Genomic DNA, 15,322 nt, shown 5'->3' with positions numbered 1-15,322 from the left:
CCGTACAGTAGGTGCAGGTGTTGTAGCGAAAATCATCAAATAATTGATGGATTCTTGAATGTCTTAAAGGCAGAAAGAAGACAAAAGAAAGTGCGGGGAAAATTCTCCGCACTTTTTGTTTATAGGTAATATCTGATAATTCACTCGAGTATTTACTAGATTATTTGATTTTTATAGTGATAGCTGTGGTGAATAATTCTCTGTGATTCCAACAAGTTCTTCTATTGAAATTAGTTTTATCTTGCTGCTTTGAGGTAAAAGTGCGGTGAGATTTCTTGCTAAAATATCTTGTTTCAATATCATGCAATTCCCTTTACATTTTGCAAAATAATCAGGATATTTTACCGCCAATAGCACACCGTCTTGCCATAATACTACCGCATCTTTTTCTGTAATATATGAAAAATAGTCATCTAGTTCAGTTTTGGGGTAATCTGATTGAGAAAATGTATAAAGCATAATATTCCTTAGAAAGTGAACAATTTTTCTGCTTGACTAAGCTTTTCTATCAATAAAGAGCGGTCAATTTTTTCACAAGATAGGATAAGTTGCTCATTATCTAGCTTAAATTTCTGTAAAGACTCTGTGCAAATAAAGCGTTGTTCTACATCATATAAATCTAATAATTTAAAGGTTCTAATGAAGTCTTTCTGTTGAATGATCTCAGGTTGTTGATGATTAATAAGATTTAGTACGCCATCATCTATAAAAAATACGCCAACGTCATCTGGATCACAAAAAGCTGTTGCGGCAAGAATTGCATCTAAGCCTTCTCGTGAAATGGATGTGCCATGTGGCGATGTGCGAAATAAAAAGGCTATCTTCATAGGGTTATTACTCGATCTGCTTTTAAACTTGCTGCCATAAATTCACCAAGGCCTGCAATTATGAATCCCTCTGCAAGATTGTAGTGAGCTGTGGTTGATGTGGTTAAGTTATCGACGACGCCTCGTCTTTGAGATGCTGCAACACATAAACGCAAAGGAACATTGTGGGTGATGGAAAACATTTGCCAATGTTTTTGTAAATTAACTTCATCATTAGCTGGATACACTAATGCATTTCCGTTACTCACGCCATCTTGAAAGAAAAAAATCTGTGAGATTTCGTGTCCTTTTTTGATTAAGGCGTCTGCAAATTGATAAGCTAAAAATGCCCCTTGTTTTCCGTAAATAGGGCTTTTGACGGCAATAACATAGCGCATTATTCTTGCTCTTGTTTGATTTGGCGGATGTACAGGTAAACCGTATGTCGGGAAATATCTAAACGTTCTGCGACTAAATTAATCGCATCTTTAATATCAAAAATTCCTTTTTCGTAAAGAGAAAGGACGATTTGTCTGTTTTTAGTATTATTGGCAACAGAGCGATCCGCATTGACTTCTTCTATTGTTTTTTCAATAGTCTGCGCAACCAAGTCTTCTACTGAACTCGCAAAGTTCACTGAAGATGTTTCATTCGTATGCTCCGTTGGCATAAAGCATTGCAAAAATTGAGACACAGGTACATCTAAATTGATATTGATACAAAGCAAACCAATAATACGTTGAGTTTTATTACGAATGGCAATAGTGACTGATTTCATCAGTACACTGCCTTTTGCTCGTGTAAAATAAGGCTTTGAAACACTTTCGCTTTGCATATTTCGTAGCGAACGTAAGGCAAGATCGGTGATTGGCGAACCAACTTGTCGATTAGTGTTATGTCCGTTAGCAATACAAATAGCAGAATGTTCAATATCTTCTAGAGAATGAAGTACGATTTCGCAGTGTTCGCCAATCAGTGCGCTTACACCATCAACGACCGCTTTGTAGGAGTTTATGATAGTGCGATCTTCGTCGGTGAAAGGATATTTGTCGTTTAAAGTCATGGTGTTAGGTTAAAAGTGCGGTAAAAATTTCGCTCGTTCTTATAATAAAAAGCACGCGTTAAAGAACGCGCGCTATTAAACTTATTAATTATTTTGTAGCTTTTGGATTGACGTCTAATACTTCCACATCAAAAATTAATGTTGAATTTGGTGGAATAGATGCGCCAGCACCTTGTTCGCCATAGCCTAATTCAGGTGCAATAACTAATTGAATTTTTCCGTCTTTTTTCACTAATTGAAGACCTTCAGTCCAGCCTTTAATTACCTGATCAAGTTGGAATTCTACAGGTTGACCGCGCTCTACGGAGCTATCAAATACTTTTCCATTTGGTAATTTACCTGTGTAATGTACTTTAACTGTATCTGTTGCTTTGATTGCATCGCCTTTACCTGCGTTTTCAATTTTGTACATTAAACCAGATTGCGTCGTTTTTACATCTTTACCTTTAGCAAATTCAGCGCGGAATTTATCACCTTCTTCTTTTGCTTGTTTAGCAATAGATTCTGCTTTTGCTTTTGATGCAGCCATTAATTTTGCTTCAATAGATTCTAAGGTTTTTTGGATTTTTTCATCTTTACGAACATCCACTTTGCCTTCTAAGGCATCTTTTAAACCATCTAAAATACGCGCATTATCATATTTGATGACTTCTTTGTGTGAATCTACAAGATCTTTCATTTGACCGCCCATGAGCGTACCTACGGCATAAGATGCTGCTTTCTCATCGAATGTGCTATCTTCTGCAAAAACTTGGCCAGAAATCACCGCACTTACCATTAATGCTGCAATAGATAATTTTTGAATTTTTAACATATGAGTTAATCCTTTATAATGAATGGAATAATACGAGGAATAGATTAAATGGCTTTCTATCTATTCTCAACTTTTTTTTAGAATTTAGAGAAAATTTATGCAAATTCAACAAATGTTAGAAAATCGCATCGAGGAACTTGAAACGAAAATTGCATTTCAGGAACAGTTATTAGATGAATTAAATCACGCTTTAGTTCAACAGCAATTTGATATTGATAAAATGCAAGTCCAATTGCGTTATATGGCAAATAAATTAAAAGATTTTCAACCCTCTAACATTGCAAGCCAATCTGAAGAAACGCCACCGCCCCATTATTAATTTTTGCGATAAATTCGTACAAATGAAAAGGGCGCTTAATGCGCCCTTTAAATTACATTCCCAAATAATAATCAGCTAAATACTTGCCTGCTTATGCAAAGTATTTTTCCAAATCGTCGCTACCGCCAATGTGTTTACCACCGATAAACACTTGTGGAACAGTAGTACGACCTGAAACTGCACGTACGCTCACGATTGTTGCATCATGACCTAATACGATTTCTTCGAAGCTTAAGCCTTTATCGTGTAAAAGTTGTTTTGCTTTTGCACAGAAAGGACAGCCTGGTTTTGTGAAGATTGAAATAGACTCTTGCACTTGGTGTTGTGGCGCAAGGTATTTCAACATAGTGTCAGCATCTGATACTTTGAACGGATCGCCTGGTTCGTTTGGTTCGATAAACATTTTTTCAACTACGCCGTTTTTCACAAGCATAGAATAACGCCACGAACGTTTACCGAAACCTAAATCTTCTTTACCAACTAACATACCCATGCCTTCGGTAAATTCACCATTACCATCTGGAATGAAAGTGATGTTTTCAGATTTTTCATCTTCTTTCCATGCGTTCATTACGAAAGTATCATTTACAGATACAACAAGAATATCGTCTACACCGTATTTTTTGAATACTGGCGCTAATTCGTTGTAACGTGGTAAGTGTGATGATGAGCAAGTTGGAGTGAATGCTCCCGGTAATGAGAACACGATCACTGTTTTGTTATCAAATAATTCAGAGGTAGTTACATCAACCCATTTATCACCCTGACGAGTGCGGAATGTCACTTGAGGGACTTTTTTTCCTTCCATATTAGACATTGTTTTTTTCTCCTATTGGTTGTTAATTTAAATTTTATGCGCTGTATTATAGGGAAAATTATGATATAGTCATAATCAATTAATTCTATTCTTTTAATTGAATTTTTCTATAGGGAAAATCTCATGAATATCCGTGATCTAGAATATCTTGTTGCCTTATCAGAATATAAACATTTCCGCCGTGCTGCCGATTCTTGTAATGTGAGTCAACCAACATTAAGTGGTCAAATTCGTAAATTAGAAGATGAGCTAGGTATTATCTTGTTAGAGCGCACTAGCCGTAAAGTGTTATTTACTCAATCGGGAATGTTGTTGGTTGATCAGGCTCGCACAGTTCTTCGAGAAGTAAAATTATTGAAAGAAATGGCGAGCAATCAAGGTAAAGAAATGACCGGGCCATTACACATCGGTTTAATTCCAACGGTTGGTCCTTATTTGCTCCCTTATATTGTGCCAACGTTAAAAGCAGCATTCCCTGATTTAGAAGTTTTTCTTTATGAAGCGCAAACGCATCAATTATTAGAACAATTGGAAACGGGGCGTTTAGATTGCGCCATCGTTGCCACTGTTCCGGAAACTGAGGCTTTTATTGAAGTACCTATTTTCAACGAGAAAATGTTACTCGCCGTATCAGAGCATCATCCTTGGGCTCAAGAAAGTAAACTTCCAATGAACCAATTAAATGGTCAAGAAATGTTAATGCTTGATGATGGTCATTGCTTGCGTAATCAAGCACTAGATTATTGCTTCACTGCTGGCGCAAAAGAAAATTCCCATTTCCAAGCGACTAGCCTTGAAACTTTGCGCAATATGGTGGCAGCAAATGCTGGTATCACTTTTATGCCTGAATTAGCGGTATTGAATGAAGGCACGCGCAAAGGTGTGAAATATATTCCTTGTTATTCGCCAGAGCCATCACGCACCATTGCATTGGTTTATCGTCCTGGTTCACCATTGCGTAATCGTTATGAGCGTGTGGCAAGTGCGGTCAGCGATGAAGTTAAATCTATTCTAAGTGGGTTGAAATAATGGCTGGTGTTCGTGCTGTTCAAAAAGAAAAGACTCGTCGCGCTTTAGTGGATGCGGCATTTAATCAACTTAGCGCAGAAAAAAGTTTTTCTAATTTGAGTTTGCGAGAGGTTGCGCGTGAGGCTGGAATTGCGCCTACATCTTTCTATCGTCATTTTAGCGATATGGATGAACTCGGCTTAGAAATGGTGGATGAAGCTGGCTTGATGTTGCGCCAACTAATGCGTCAAGCGCGTAAACGTATTGATGCTGGCGGTAGCGTTATTTCTGTTTCTGTGGATACATTTTTTGAATTTATTACTAATAGCACGAACGTTTTCCGCTTGCTATTACGCGAAAGTTCAGGCACTTCTCAAGCTTTTCGTACTGCGGCAGCACGTGAAATTAAGCATTTTGTTGATGAGTTAGCAGAATATATTTCCTACAAACATCAATATTCGCAATATGTTGCTTATGTTCAAGCGGAAGGCATCGTAACAATCGTATTCACTGCAGGGGCTAATGCTTTAGATATGAGTAAAGCTGAACGTGAGCAACTTAAAGCTCGAGTGATTTTGCAGTTGAGAATGCTTGCAAAAGGCGCTGATTTTGCAGCGAATAAGGAAAGAGGCAAGTAAGATAGTTTGTATCTAGCCTATTAGTTTAGATATTCACTATCTTTTATTTTTCCGAGTTATTTCTCATACCAAATTTTATTCACATAAAGCGTGATAAAACCTGAAGGCGTTTCTACCCGCACTTCGTCGTCTAATGTTTTTCCGATTAAAGCTCGAGCAACTGGGGAATCAATGGATATCCAATTTTTCTCAGGGGCAAATTCATCGCAACCGACGATACGATATTGCTTGATTTCACCATCTTCATTCTCCAATTCTACCCATGCCCCGAAGAAAACTTTTCCCTCTTGCTTTGGGTTGTAATCGACAATTTGTAGCACTTCCAATCTTTTAGTTAAAAAACGTACACGACGATCAATTTCACGTAAGCGGCGTTTTCCGTAAATATATTCTGCATTCTCACTGCGGTCACCAAGAGCGGCGGCATCTGAAACAGCTTGGGTAACTTTGGGACGTTCTTCTTTCCACAAAAACTTGAGTTCTTGGTCAAGCTCATTCCAGCCTTGACGGGTAATATAATTTGATTTTGCCATAATAAAAATAAAAGAAAGTTTTTCTAATTATATTTGAGCCAACAGCCTAAAACCAGTATTCTATCCCCGTTTTTTCTCGAATCCTTTCATAACAAAGAAGTATGACAATGTTAAATCAACAAATTAGCCAAATTATTGCGGCAGAATTAACCGTTCAACCCCAACAAATCCTCGCCGCCATTCAATTATTAGATGATGGCAACACCATTCCATTTATTGCCCGTTATCGTAAAGAAGCCACTGGTGGCTTGGATGACACCCAACTTCGTCATTTTGAAACTCGTTTAATTTATTTACGTGAATTAGAAGATCGTCGTCAAACCATTTTGAAATCTATTGATGAGCAAGGGAAATTGACCGATGAATTGCGTGACAAAATCCATGCGACACAAAGCAAAACCGAATTAGAAGATTTGTATTTGCCATACAAACCGAAACGTCGTACTAAAGGGCAAATTGCGATTGAAGCGGGTCTTGAGCCATTGGCTGATTTACTTTGGAACGAGCCAAAAAATGACCCAGAATCAACCGCACTTTCCTTTGTTGATGCTGATAAAGGCGTGACAGACACCAAAGTAGCCCTTGATGGTGCACGCTATATTTTAATGGAACGTTTTGCTGAAGATGCAGGTTTATTAGCGAAAGTTCGTGATTATTTAGCGAAAAATGCCGTTATCGTATCAAAAGTGATCGAAGGCAAAGAAACGGAAGGCGCAAAATTCCAAGATTATTTCGACCACCAAGAATTATTGAAAAATGTGCCTTCTCACCGAGCATTGGCCATGTTCCGTGGACGTAATGAGGGCATTTTACAATTAAGTTTAAATGCTGATCCTGATGCGGAAGAAGGAAGTCGCCAAAGCTATTGTGAAGAGATTATTCGTGATTATTTAGATGTACGTTTCACGGGACAGCCAGCAGATAAATGGCGTGAGCAAGTGATTGCGTGGACGTGGAAAATCAAAGTTTCGTTGCATTTAGAAACGGAATTAATGGCAAGTTTACGTGAAAAAGCGGAAGAAGAAGCCATTGATGTTTTCGCTCGAAATCTGACCGCACTTTTAATGGCTGCACCCGCTGGTGCGAAGAGCACAATGGGCTTGGACCCAGGCTTACGTACGGGAGTTAAAGTTGCAGTAGTGGATAACACAGGTAAATTATTAGATACCACCACCATTTATCCACACACGGGGCGTGAAGCCGAAGCACAAGTGGCGATTTTCAGCTTGATCCGCAAACATAACGTGGAATTAATTGCCATTGGTAATGGTACAGCTTCTCGTGAAACTGAACGTTTTGCGAAAGACGTGATTAAAGAAATTAAAGAAAATAAACCACAAACCGTTGTAGTAAGCGAAGCGGGCGCGTCCGTTTATTCAGCTTCTGAATTTGCGGCAAATGAATTCCCGAATTTAGATGTATCTTTACGTGGTGCGGTCTCTATTGCACGTCGTTTACAAGATCCATTGGCAGAATTAGTGAAAATCGAACCGAAAGCCATTGGTGTGGGGCAATATCAGCACGATGTAAACCAAACTCAACTTGCGCGTAAACTCGATGCGGTGGTGGAAGACTGTGTAAACGCGGTAGGCGTAGATTTAAATACCGCATCCGCACCATTATTAGCTCGTGTAGCTGGTATGACAAAAACCTTAGCACAAAACATTGTGGAATATCGTGATGAAAATGGGCGTTTTGAAAGCCGTGCAGAATTGAAAAAAGTGCCACGTTTAGGGCCAAAAGCCTTTGAGCAATGTGCAGGCTTTATGCGTATTGCAAACGGGAAAAATCCACTTGATGCTTCAGGTGTTCACCCAGAAGCTTACCCTGTGGTCGAAAAAATTTTGCAAGCTACTGCGCAATCTATTCAAGATTTAATGGGTAATGCGGGTGTGGTACGTCAGCTTGATGCAAAACAATTCATTGATGAGCAATTTGGTTTACCGACCGTCCAAGATATTTTCAAAGAGTTAGAAAAACCAGGGCGCGATCCGCGTGGCGAGTTCAAAACCGCTGTATTTGCTGAGGGCGTGGAAGAAATAACGGATTTAAAACCTGGTATGATTTTAGAAGGTACCATCACTAATGTAACTAATTTTGGCGCATTTGTGGATATTGGTGTTCATCAAGATGGTTTAGTACATATTTCATCATTAAGCGATAAATTCGTGGAAGATCCCCATCAAGTGGTAAAAACAGGTAACATTGTAAAAGTCAAAGTGTTAGAAGTGGATGTGCCACGTAAACGCATTGCATTGACGATGCGATTAGATGAAAGTGCGGTCAAAAATGACGGCAAATCTGACCGCACTTTATCTGCAAGACCTCGTGGAAATACGCAACGAGAGGAGCGTAATTCAAGAGGTAATAATGCGATGGGCAATGCTTTTGCTGATGCACTAAAAAATTGGAAAAAATAACAAGTTATAAGGCGAAATTATTCGCCTTTTTTATATCTTTCCTTTCCCGAAAAGCATCGCCAAAACGGCGATTTTTTGCTATAATCTCGCCCAATTTTTATTTACAAAAGAATGAGATAAATTATGTCAGAAACGACCAATGATAACTATGGTGCATCGAGCATTAAAGTATTAAAAGGCCTTGATGCGGTGCGTAAACGTCCTGGTATGTATATCGGTGATACCGATGACGGTACTGGTTTGCACCATATGGTATTTGAAGTGGTGGATAATGCCATTGATGAAGCCCTCGCTGGCCATTGTTCCGATATTATCGTGACCATTCATGACGATAATTCAGTATCGGTGCAAGATGATGGGCGTGGTATTCCTGTGGATATTCACCCAGAAGAAGGTGTTTCTGCAGCAGAAGTTATCATGACAGTGCTTCACGCTGGCGGTAAATTTGACGATAACTCTTATAAAGTATCGGGCGGTTTACACGGTGTGGGCGTATCAGTGGTGAATGCGCTTTCTGATAAATTACAGTTAACCATTCGTCGTCAAGGTCACGTTCATGAGCAATTCTATCATTTAGGTGAGCCACAAGCGCCATTAACAGTGATTGGTGACACAGAGGCAACGGGGACAACGGTTCGTTTCTGGCCAAGCTCAGATATTTTTGCTATCACAACCTTTGATTACAAAATCTTAGCAAAACGCTTACGTGAACTTTCTTTCTTGAACTCAGGCGTATCTATTCGTTTAATCGATAAACGTGATGGCTCAGAAGATCATTTCCATTACGAAGGCGGTATTCAAGCATTCGTCGAATATTTGAACAAAAATAAAAACCCAATTCATCCAAAGCCATTTTATTTTACAGCTGAGAAAGATGGCATCGGCGTAGAAGTTGCGTTGCAGTGGAATGATGGTGTAAATGAAAACGTGTATTGCTTTACCAATAATATCCCTCAACGTGATGGTGGTACTCACCTAGCAGGTTTCCGTGGGGCTTTAACCCGTAGCTTAAATAGCTATATGGAAAACGAAGGTATGCTGAAAAAAGAAAAAGTGGCAACTTCAGGCGATGATGCGCGTGAAGGTTTGGTTGCGATTATTTCAGTTAAAGTGCCTGATCCAAAATTCTCATCGCAAACTAAAGACAAACTTGTGTCTTCAGAAGTTAAAAGTGCGGTAGAATCTGCCATGAATGAAAAAATGCAGGAATATTTATTGGAAAATCCTGCAGATGCAAAAATCATTGTAAATCAAATTATTATGGCCGCTCGTGCGCGCGAAGCAGCACGCAAAGCGCGTGAAATGACGCGCCGTAAAGGGGCATTAGATATTGCAGGTTTACCGGGTAAACTTGCAGACTGCCAAGAAAAAGATCCTGCACTTTCTGAACTTTACTTGGTGGAGGGTGATTCTGCGGGTGGTTCTGCAAAAGTTGGTCGCGATCGTAAAACTCAAGCAATTTTGCCATTGAAAGGTAAAATCTTAAACGTAGAAAAAGCACGTTTTGACAAAATGTTGTCTTCCCAAGAGGTGGGAACATTGATTACTGCCTTAGGTTGCGGTATTGGTCGTGATGAATATAACCCAGATAAATTACGTTATCATCATATCATTATCATGACGGATGCTGATGTGGATGGTTCTCACATTCGTACGTTGCTTTTAACCTTCTTCTATCGCCAAATGCCTGAGCTTATTGAGCGTGGTTATGTTTACATTGCTCAGCCGCCACTTTACAAAGTGAAAAAAGGAAAACAAGAACGCTACATTAAAGATGCGGATGAAATGGAGCAATATGAATTAACCCTTGCGTTAGATGGCGCAGAATTACATATCAGCGCAAATGCACCAGCAATGAATGCTCTTGTTTTTGAGAAATTAGTGGCAGAATATAATAGCGTACAAAAACTTATCGGTCGCTTAAGCCGTCATTACCCAGCCCCTGTATTGCAAGGATTAATTTATCAGTCGCCAATTTCTGTTGAAATGATGAAAGACGAAAGTGCGGTTGAAAATTGGGGTAAATCTTTTGTTGAACAACTGACTGCAAAAGAAACAGAAGCACATCAATATTCAGTGCGTACACAATTTAATGCGGAACGCCAAGTGTATGAAGCTGTGATCACTGTTCGCAAACACGGTATTGATACCGATTATTTCTTGAATTTTGATTTTGTTCACGGCAATGAATACGCGAAAATTGTTTCTCTTAATAAACAACTCAATGGTTTATTGGAAGAAGGCGCTTATGTTACACGCGGTGAAAAAGTACAACCAGTGCGTAGCTTTGAACAAGCCGTTGAATGGCTAGTGAAAGAATCGCGCAAAGGCTTGGAAGTTCAGCGTTATAAAGGACTAGGCGAAATGAACGCAGATCAACTTTGGGAAACTACAATGGATCCAAATTCACGTCGTATGTTGAAAGTTTCCATTAAGGATGCCGTTGCAGCGGATCAACTCTTCACGACTTTAATGGGAGATGAAGTTGAGCCACGTCGTGAGTTCATTGAGTTGAATGCGTTAAGAGCAAATTTGGACGTGTAAATTTTCGTCTATTTATATTCATGACTGAAAGGGCACCAAAGTGCCCTTTCTTTGTTTATCTTATTATTTCATATAAGGATTACTATTGGTTTTTTGAACTTAAGTGAGTAAACTAAATGCACTCATTTTCTCAACGGAGAACCTTTATGAAACCTTATCTTATCGCCCCATCAATTCTTTCTGCTGATCTCGCTCGTCTTGGTGATGATGTACAAAATGTACTTAATGCAGGCGCGGATGTTATTCATTTTGATGTAATGGATAATCATTATGTGCCTAATCTCACTTTTGGACCTGCGGTATGTCAAGCTTTACGTGATTATGGCATTACCGCACCGATAGATGTGCATTTAATGGTAAAACCGGTCGATCGCATTATTCCCGATTTTGCTAAAGCAGGTGCGAACTACATCACTTTCCACCCAGAATCTAGCGAACATATTGACCGCTCTTTACAGCTCATTCGCGATTGTGGTTGTAAATCTGGATTAGTTTTTAACCCTGCGACGCCGTTGAGCTATTTAGATTACGTTTTGGATAAAGTGGATGTGGTTTTATTAATGTCAGTGAATCCCGGATTTGGCGGACAATCTTTTATTCCAGCAACGTTGAAGAAACTACAACAGGCTCGTAAGATCATTGATGAAAGTGGTTATGACATTCGTCTTGAAGTCGATGGCGGTGTGAAGGTTGATAATATTGCTGAAATTGCAGCGGCGGGTGCTGATATGTTTGTGGCAGGTTCCGCAATTTTTGGTAAGCCAGATTATAAACAAGTTATTGACCAAATGCGTACACAGCTCGCGAGTGTGGGCGAATAACCGTCGTTTTAATGAAATGCGATTGCAATAGAACAGAGAAAAACAATGAATACACAATTTAAACTTATTGGTTTTGATTTAGACGGCACCTTGGTAAATAGCTTGCCTGATTTGGCATTATCAGTAAATTCTGCCTTGGCTGAATTTAATTTACCGCAAGCGCCAGAAGAATTAGTATTAACTTGGATCGGTAATGGTGCGCCTGTATTAATTGCACGTGCGTTAGATTGGGTGCAAAAACAAACAGGAAAAGTTTTAACTGAAGAAGAGATTAAGCAAGTAACAGAACGTTTTAATTTTTATTATGGCGAGAATTTATGTAATGTCAGCCGCTTGTATCCAAATGTAAAAGAAACTTTAGAAACCTTGAAAGAAAAAGGCTATGTCCTAGCAGTTGTTACCAATAAACCCACAAGACATGTTCAGCCAGTATTGGCCGCATTTGGCATTGATCATTTATTTAGTGAAATGTTGGGCGGTCAATCCTTACCTGCCATTAAGCCACATCCAGCTCCACTTTATTATTTATGCGGAAAATTTGGTTTTGAACCACGCCAAGTGCTTTTCGTGGGCGATTCTAAAAATGATATTATCGCAGGCCACGCTGCAGGCTGTGCAGTTGTTGGTTTAACTTACGGCTACAATTACAATATCCCTATCAGCGAATCTAATCCAGATTGGGTGTTTGATGATTTTGCCCAGCTCTTAACGATTCTTTAAGTTTCCTACCTAACAAAAAAGTGCGGTGAAACTTCACCGCACTTCTTTTATCAAATTAATTATTTTTAAAGAATGTTTGAAAATTCTTCTAACATTTCTTTTGGCCATACGCTTGATTGGACTTCACCTATATGTTTTTTACGAAGTAAAAGCATTGCTAAGCGAGATTGACCGATACCACCGCCGATAGTTAATGGTAATTTTCCGTTTAATAAATCTTGGTGCCAATCCATTTTTAAACGGTCTTCATCACCCGTTAGGCTAACTTGTAAACGCAATGCACTTTCATCTACGCGGATACCCATTGAGGAAAGTTCAAATGCTTTGCCTAATTGGTCGTTCCATACCAAAATATCACCGTTTAGGCCTTTGTAGCCATTTTCAGATTCAGTTGTCCAGTCATCATAGTCTGGTGCACGGCCATCATGAGGTTTGCCATCTGAAAGTTTGCCGCCAATGCCGATTAAGAATACTGCGCCGTATTCTTTACAAATTGCGTTTTCACGTTCTTTACTGCTTAAATCTGGATAGCGTTTTACTAAATCTTCGCTGTGCACAAAGGTAATGTGTTTTGGAAGAATTGAAGGGATATCAAAACGTGCTTCTACGGCTAATTCTGTTAAACGAATAGCACGATAAATAGAATTTACCGTTTCTTTTAAGTATGCAAAGTTACGACAACCTTCAGGAATCACTTTTTCCCAGTCCCATTGATCCACATAAACAGAGTGAGTCGGATCAAGAGAATCTTCATCTGGACGTAATGCTTTCATATGAACAAACAAGCCTTCGCCTTCTTTAAAGTTGAAGCGAGCAAGGGTGTGGCGTTTCCATTTTGCAAGAGAATGTACTACTTCAAATACGGCATTTGGAATACATTTCACGTTAACTTGAACGGCTTTTTCAATGCCAGATAAGTTATCTTGCATTCCGTTACCCACTTGGCTCAAAATTGGACCTTGCACTTCAATAATACCAAGTTGTTCAATAAGATTTTGCGTGAAAGTGTTCTTTACAAAGCTGATTTCTTGTTGTTGTAAAATAAATGTCTTTTTCATTTTGATAACCTTTTTTAATGAGGAGTAAAATTTTTAAGTATTATTCAATAAATTATGATTTTATTTCAAGTATTTTATTTACTTTCTTGTTTTGATTGAATAATATATAATTCAGTAATGAAAAATTAAATAAAATCTAAAGGAGGTGATTTTATGCACAACATTGACAGTTTAGATCGGCAAATCTTACGTGTACTCACCAAAGATGCGAGAACTCCCTATGCCGAAATGGCTAAAAACTTTGGCGTTAGTCCGGGGACGATTCATGTGCGAGTAGAAAAAATGCGCCAATCAGGCATTATTGAAGGCACGAAGGTGATCATTGATGAGCGTAAATTAGGTTATGACGTATGCTGTTTTATCGGCATTATTCTAAAAAGCGCAAAAGATTATGAGAAAGTGATCAAAAAGCTAGAAAGTTTTGATGAAGTAGTTGAAGCCTATTATACAACGGGCAATTACTCAATTTTCTTAAAAGTGATGACACACACAATCGCAGAATTACATTCTGTTTTGGCGAGCAAGATTCAGTTAATTGATGAAATTCAGTCCACTGAGACCTTGATTTCAATGCAAAATCCAATTTTGCGAGATATTAAACCTTAAGAACATAGAAAGTGCGGTGAAATTTTTATTCAAATTTATCCTTATGTTTAAATTTCAATAAGTCTCTCCGCTCTTTTTTGTTTGGGCGACGATCTGGATGGGGCATTGAAAGGGAATTATTTTTTCTTGCCCACGCGATTTCTTCTCTTTTTTTCACGCTATTTTCGGTTTCTTGATAGAGTAATTGTGCTTCTGGCGCACCTAGGCGTTGATCGCTTAAGGCGATAATTTTTATTTCTTTTTCTTCGTTTCCCTGGCGAAGTTTTAACATTGCGCCTACTTCCACAATTTTACTTACTTTCGCACGTTGGTTGTTGTAATGCACTTTACCACTTTCAATCATGGCTTTAGCAATGCTACGTGTTTTGTAGAATCGCGCAGCCCACAACCATTTGTCTAATCTGACTTCTTTTTCTTCCATTTATGAATTTCTCTTTTGTTATTTTGTGGTACAGTTTGTCCCAATCCTATCACAAAATAAAGGAAAACTTATGTTATCCGATTCATCCAAAAAATTACCTAAAATTCTTACCGCACAAGTCGTTGCTAAATCTCGTTTATTTGAAATTCAGTCTGTTGATTTGGAATTTTCCAATGGGGAATTACGTACTTATGAGCGTTTCAAACCAAGTAATCAACAGGCTGTTATGATGGTTCCCATTGATGGAGATGATCTTTTATTGATTCGTGAGTATTCAGTTGGCACAGAACGTTATGAATTAGGATTTCCTAAAGGTGGCGTAGATAAAGATGAAGAACCGAAAGATGCAGCAAATCGCGAATTAAAGGAAGAGTTGGGGCTAGGGGCCAATAAAATTGATTTCTTGCGTACGGTGATTACCAATCCAAGTTATATGCGTAGCGTTATGCATATTTTTGTTGCTCAGGATTTTTATCCTTGCCAGTTAGAAGGTGATGAGCCAGAGCCGTTAGAAATTGTTCGCTTTCCATTGTCGAAAATTGATGAATTACTTGCGGAGCCCAATTTCAATGAAGCCAGAAATTTAACCGCACTTTATTCATTGAAAGATTATTTAAGCCAAAAATAATAGGCTTAATTTAATTATCGTTCTCTCATTTTCCCCTTTTGAAGGGGAAAATCATGGCTAGCCAGATGAATACAACCTTGAGTTAGCCTTTTTCGCTTATCTATAA

18 protein-coding genes are annotated in these 15,322 nt (G+C 38.7%); 9 read left to right on the top strand and 9 right to left on the bottom strand.

What is annotated here, in order from left to right; all coding sequences use genetic code 11:
• Positions 1-171: 171 nt before the first annotated feature.
• From DV424_RS03170 to fkpA, 5 genes are all read right to left on the bottom strand, one after another.
• Positions 172-459 carry a DsrH/TusB family sulfur relay protein gene (locus DV424_RS03170; RefSeq protein WP_005630525.1) on the bottom strand — a complete coding sequence of 96 codons (288 nt, stop codon included), beginning with the start codon at positions 457-459 and terminating at the stop codon, positions 172-174.
• 8 nt (positions 460-467) lie between these two features.
• Positions 468-827: a sulfurtransferase complex subunit TusC gene (gene tusC, locus DV424_RS03165; protein WP_118859040.1), complete on the bottom strand. Its 360-nt coding sequence runs from the start codon at positions 825-827 to the stop codon at positions 468-470.
• Positions 824-1,204, bottom strand: coding sequence for a sulfurtransferase complex subunit TusD (gene tusD, locus DV424_RS03160; RefSeq protein WP_118859039.1), 381 nt, complete (start codon positions 1,202-1,204; stop codon positions 824-826). The genes tusC and tusD overlap by 4 nt, the downstream gene beginning before the upstream one ends.
• Complete coding sequence (locus DV424_RS03155) at positions 1,204-1,869, bottom strand: helix-turn-helix transcriptional regulator (RefSeq protein ID WP_005644402.1); 666 nt, start codon at positions 1,867-1,869, stop codon at positions 1,204-1,206. The genes tusD and DV424_RS03155 overlap by 1 nt, the downstream gene beginning before the upstream one ends.
• A gap of 88 nt (positions 1,870-1,957) precedes the next feature.
• A complete protein-coding gene (gene fkpA / locus DV424_RS03150; RefSeq protein ID WP_118859038.1) occupies positions 1,958-2,683 on the bottom strand; it encodes an FKBP-type peptidyl-prolyl cis-trans isomerase in 726 nt (241 codons plus the stop codon).
• A gap of 97 nt (positions 2,684-2,780) precedes the next feature.
• On the opposite strand from fkpA, the gene DV424_RS03145 reads away from it, so the two are divergent.
• Entirely contained in the window at positions 2,781-3,002 is a 222-nt protein-coding gene (locus DV424_RS03145) for a SlyX family protein (protein ID WP_005630530.1), read from the top strand.
• Between the two features lie 91 nt (positions 3,003-3,093).
• On the opposite strand, the gene pgdx is transcribed toward DV424_RS03145, so the two are convergent.
• A complete protein-coding gene (pgdx, locus tag DV424_RS03140) occupies positions 3,094-3,819 on the bottom strand; it encodes a hybrid peroxiredoxin PGdx (protein ID WP_009499556.1) in 726 nt (241 codons plus the stop codon).
• Between the two features lie 123 nt (positions 3,820-3,942).
• Between pgdx and oxyR the strand changes: the two genes are divergently transcribed.
• Positions 3,943-4,848, top strand: coding sequence for a DNA-binding transcriptional regulator OxyR (gene oxyR, locus DV424_RS03135; protein WP_118808815.1), 906 nt, complete (start codon positions 3,943-3,945; stop codon positions 4,846-4,848).
• Positions 4,848-5,465: an HTH-type transcriptional repressor FabR gene (gene fabR, locus DV424_RS03130; RefSeq protein WP_005629669.1), complete on the top strand. Its 618-nt coding sequence runs from the start codon at positions 4,848-4,850 to the stop codon at positions 5,463-5,465. The genes oxyR and fabR overlap by 1 nt, the downstream gene beginning before the upstream one ends.
• Before the next feature lie 56 nt (positions 5,466-5,521).
• Here the strand turns inward: fabR and greB are convergent, their stop codons facing one another.
• A complete protein-coding gene (gene greB / locus DV424_RS03125) occupies positions 5,522-5,998 on the bottom strand; it encodes a transcription elongation factor GreB (RefSeq protein ID WP_118859037.1) in 477 nt (158 codons plus the stop codon).
• A 107-nt stretch (positions 5,999-6,105) separates the two neighbouring features.
• On the opposite strand from greB, the gene DV424_RS03120 reads away from it, so the two are divergent.
• The 4 genes from DV424_RS03120 (at position 6,106) to DV424_RS03105 (ending at position 12,503) form a co-directional block, all read left to right on the top strand.
• Positions 6,106-8,418 (top strand): Tex family protein, encoded by a 2,313-nt coding sequence (locus tag DV424_RS03120; protein WP_118859036.1) that lies wholly within the window; start codon positions 6,106-6,108, stop codon positions 8,416-8,418.
• A gap of 123 nt (positions 8,419-8,541) precedes the next feature.
• Positions 8,542-10,962 carry a DNA topoisomerase (ATP-hydrolyzing) subunit B gene (gene gyrB / locus DV424_RS03115; RefSeq protein WP_118782569.1) on the top strand — a complete coding sequence of 807 codons (2,421 nt, stop codon included), beginning with the start codon at positions 8,542-8,544 and terminating at the stop codon, positions 10,960-10,962.
• A 146-nt stretch (positions 10,963-11,108) separates the two neighbouring features.
• Positions 11,109-11,783, top strand: coding sequence for a ribulose-phosphate 3-epimerase (gene rpe / locus DV424_RS03110; RefSeq protein ID WP_118859035.1), 675 nt, complete (start codon positions 11,109-11,111; stop codon positions 11,781-11,783).
• Positions 11,784-11,828: 45 nt separating this feature from the next.
• Positions 11,829-12,503: a phosphoglycolate phosphatase gene (locus tag DV424_RS03105; RefSeq protein WP_118859034.1), complete on the top strand. Its 675-nt coding sequence runs from the start codon at positions 11,829-11,831 to the stop codon at positions 12,501-12,503.
• Positions 12,504-12,568: 65 nt separating this feature from the next.
• Here the strand turns inward: DV424_RS03105 and asnA are convergent, their stop codons facing one another.
• The gene (gene asnA, locus DV424_RS03100; RefSeq protein ID WP_118859033.1) at positions 12,569-13,561 is read right to left on the bottom strand and encodes an aspartate--ammonia ligase; all 993 of its coding nucleotides are present in this window, start codon (positions 13,559-13,561) and stop codon (positions 12,569-12,571) included.
• A 153-nt stretch (positions 13,562-13,714) separates the two neighbouring features.
• Here asnA and asnC point away from each other — a divergent pair, with 153 nt between their 5' ends.
• Positions 13,715-14,167, top strand: a complete 453-nt coding sequence (gene asnC, locus DV424_RS03095) for a transcriptional regulator AsnC (protein ID WP_118859032.1) — start codon at positions 13,715-13,717, stop codon at positions 14,165-14,167.
• Between the two features lie 25 nt (positions 14,168-14,192).
• Here the strand turns inward: asnC and hslR are convergent, their stop codons facing one another.
• Positions 14,193-14,588: a ribosome-associated heat shock protein Hsp15 gene (gene hslR, locus DV424_RS03090; protein ID WP_118859031.1), complete on the bottom strand. Its 396-nt coding sequence runs from the start codon at positions 14,586-14,588 to the stop codon at positions 14,193-14,195.
• Positions 14,589-14,658: 70 nt separating this feature from the next.
• Between hslR and nudE the strand changes: the two genes are divergently transcribed.
• On the top strand, positions 14,659-15,216 hold the full coding sequence (nudE, locus tag DV424_RS03085) for an ADP compounds hydrolase NudE (RefSeq protein WP_118859030.1): 558 nt from the start codon (positions 14,659-14,661) through the stop codon (positions 15,214-15,216).
• Positions 15,217-15,322 lie beyond the last annotated feature (106 nt).

This window comes from Haemophilus haemolyticus (assembly GCF_003493605.1).
GTDB classification, from domain to species: domain Bacteria; phylum Pseudomonadota; class Gammaproteobacteria; order Enterobacterales; family Pasteurellaceae; genus Haemophilus; species Haemophilus haemolyticus_J.
This window is presented reverse-complemented; position numbering and strand designations above follow the sequence as displayed.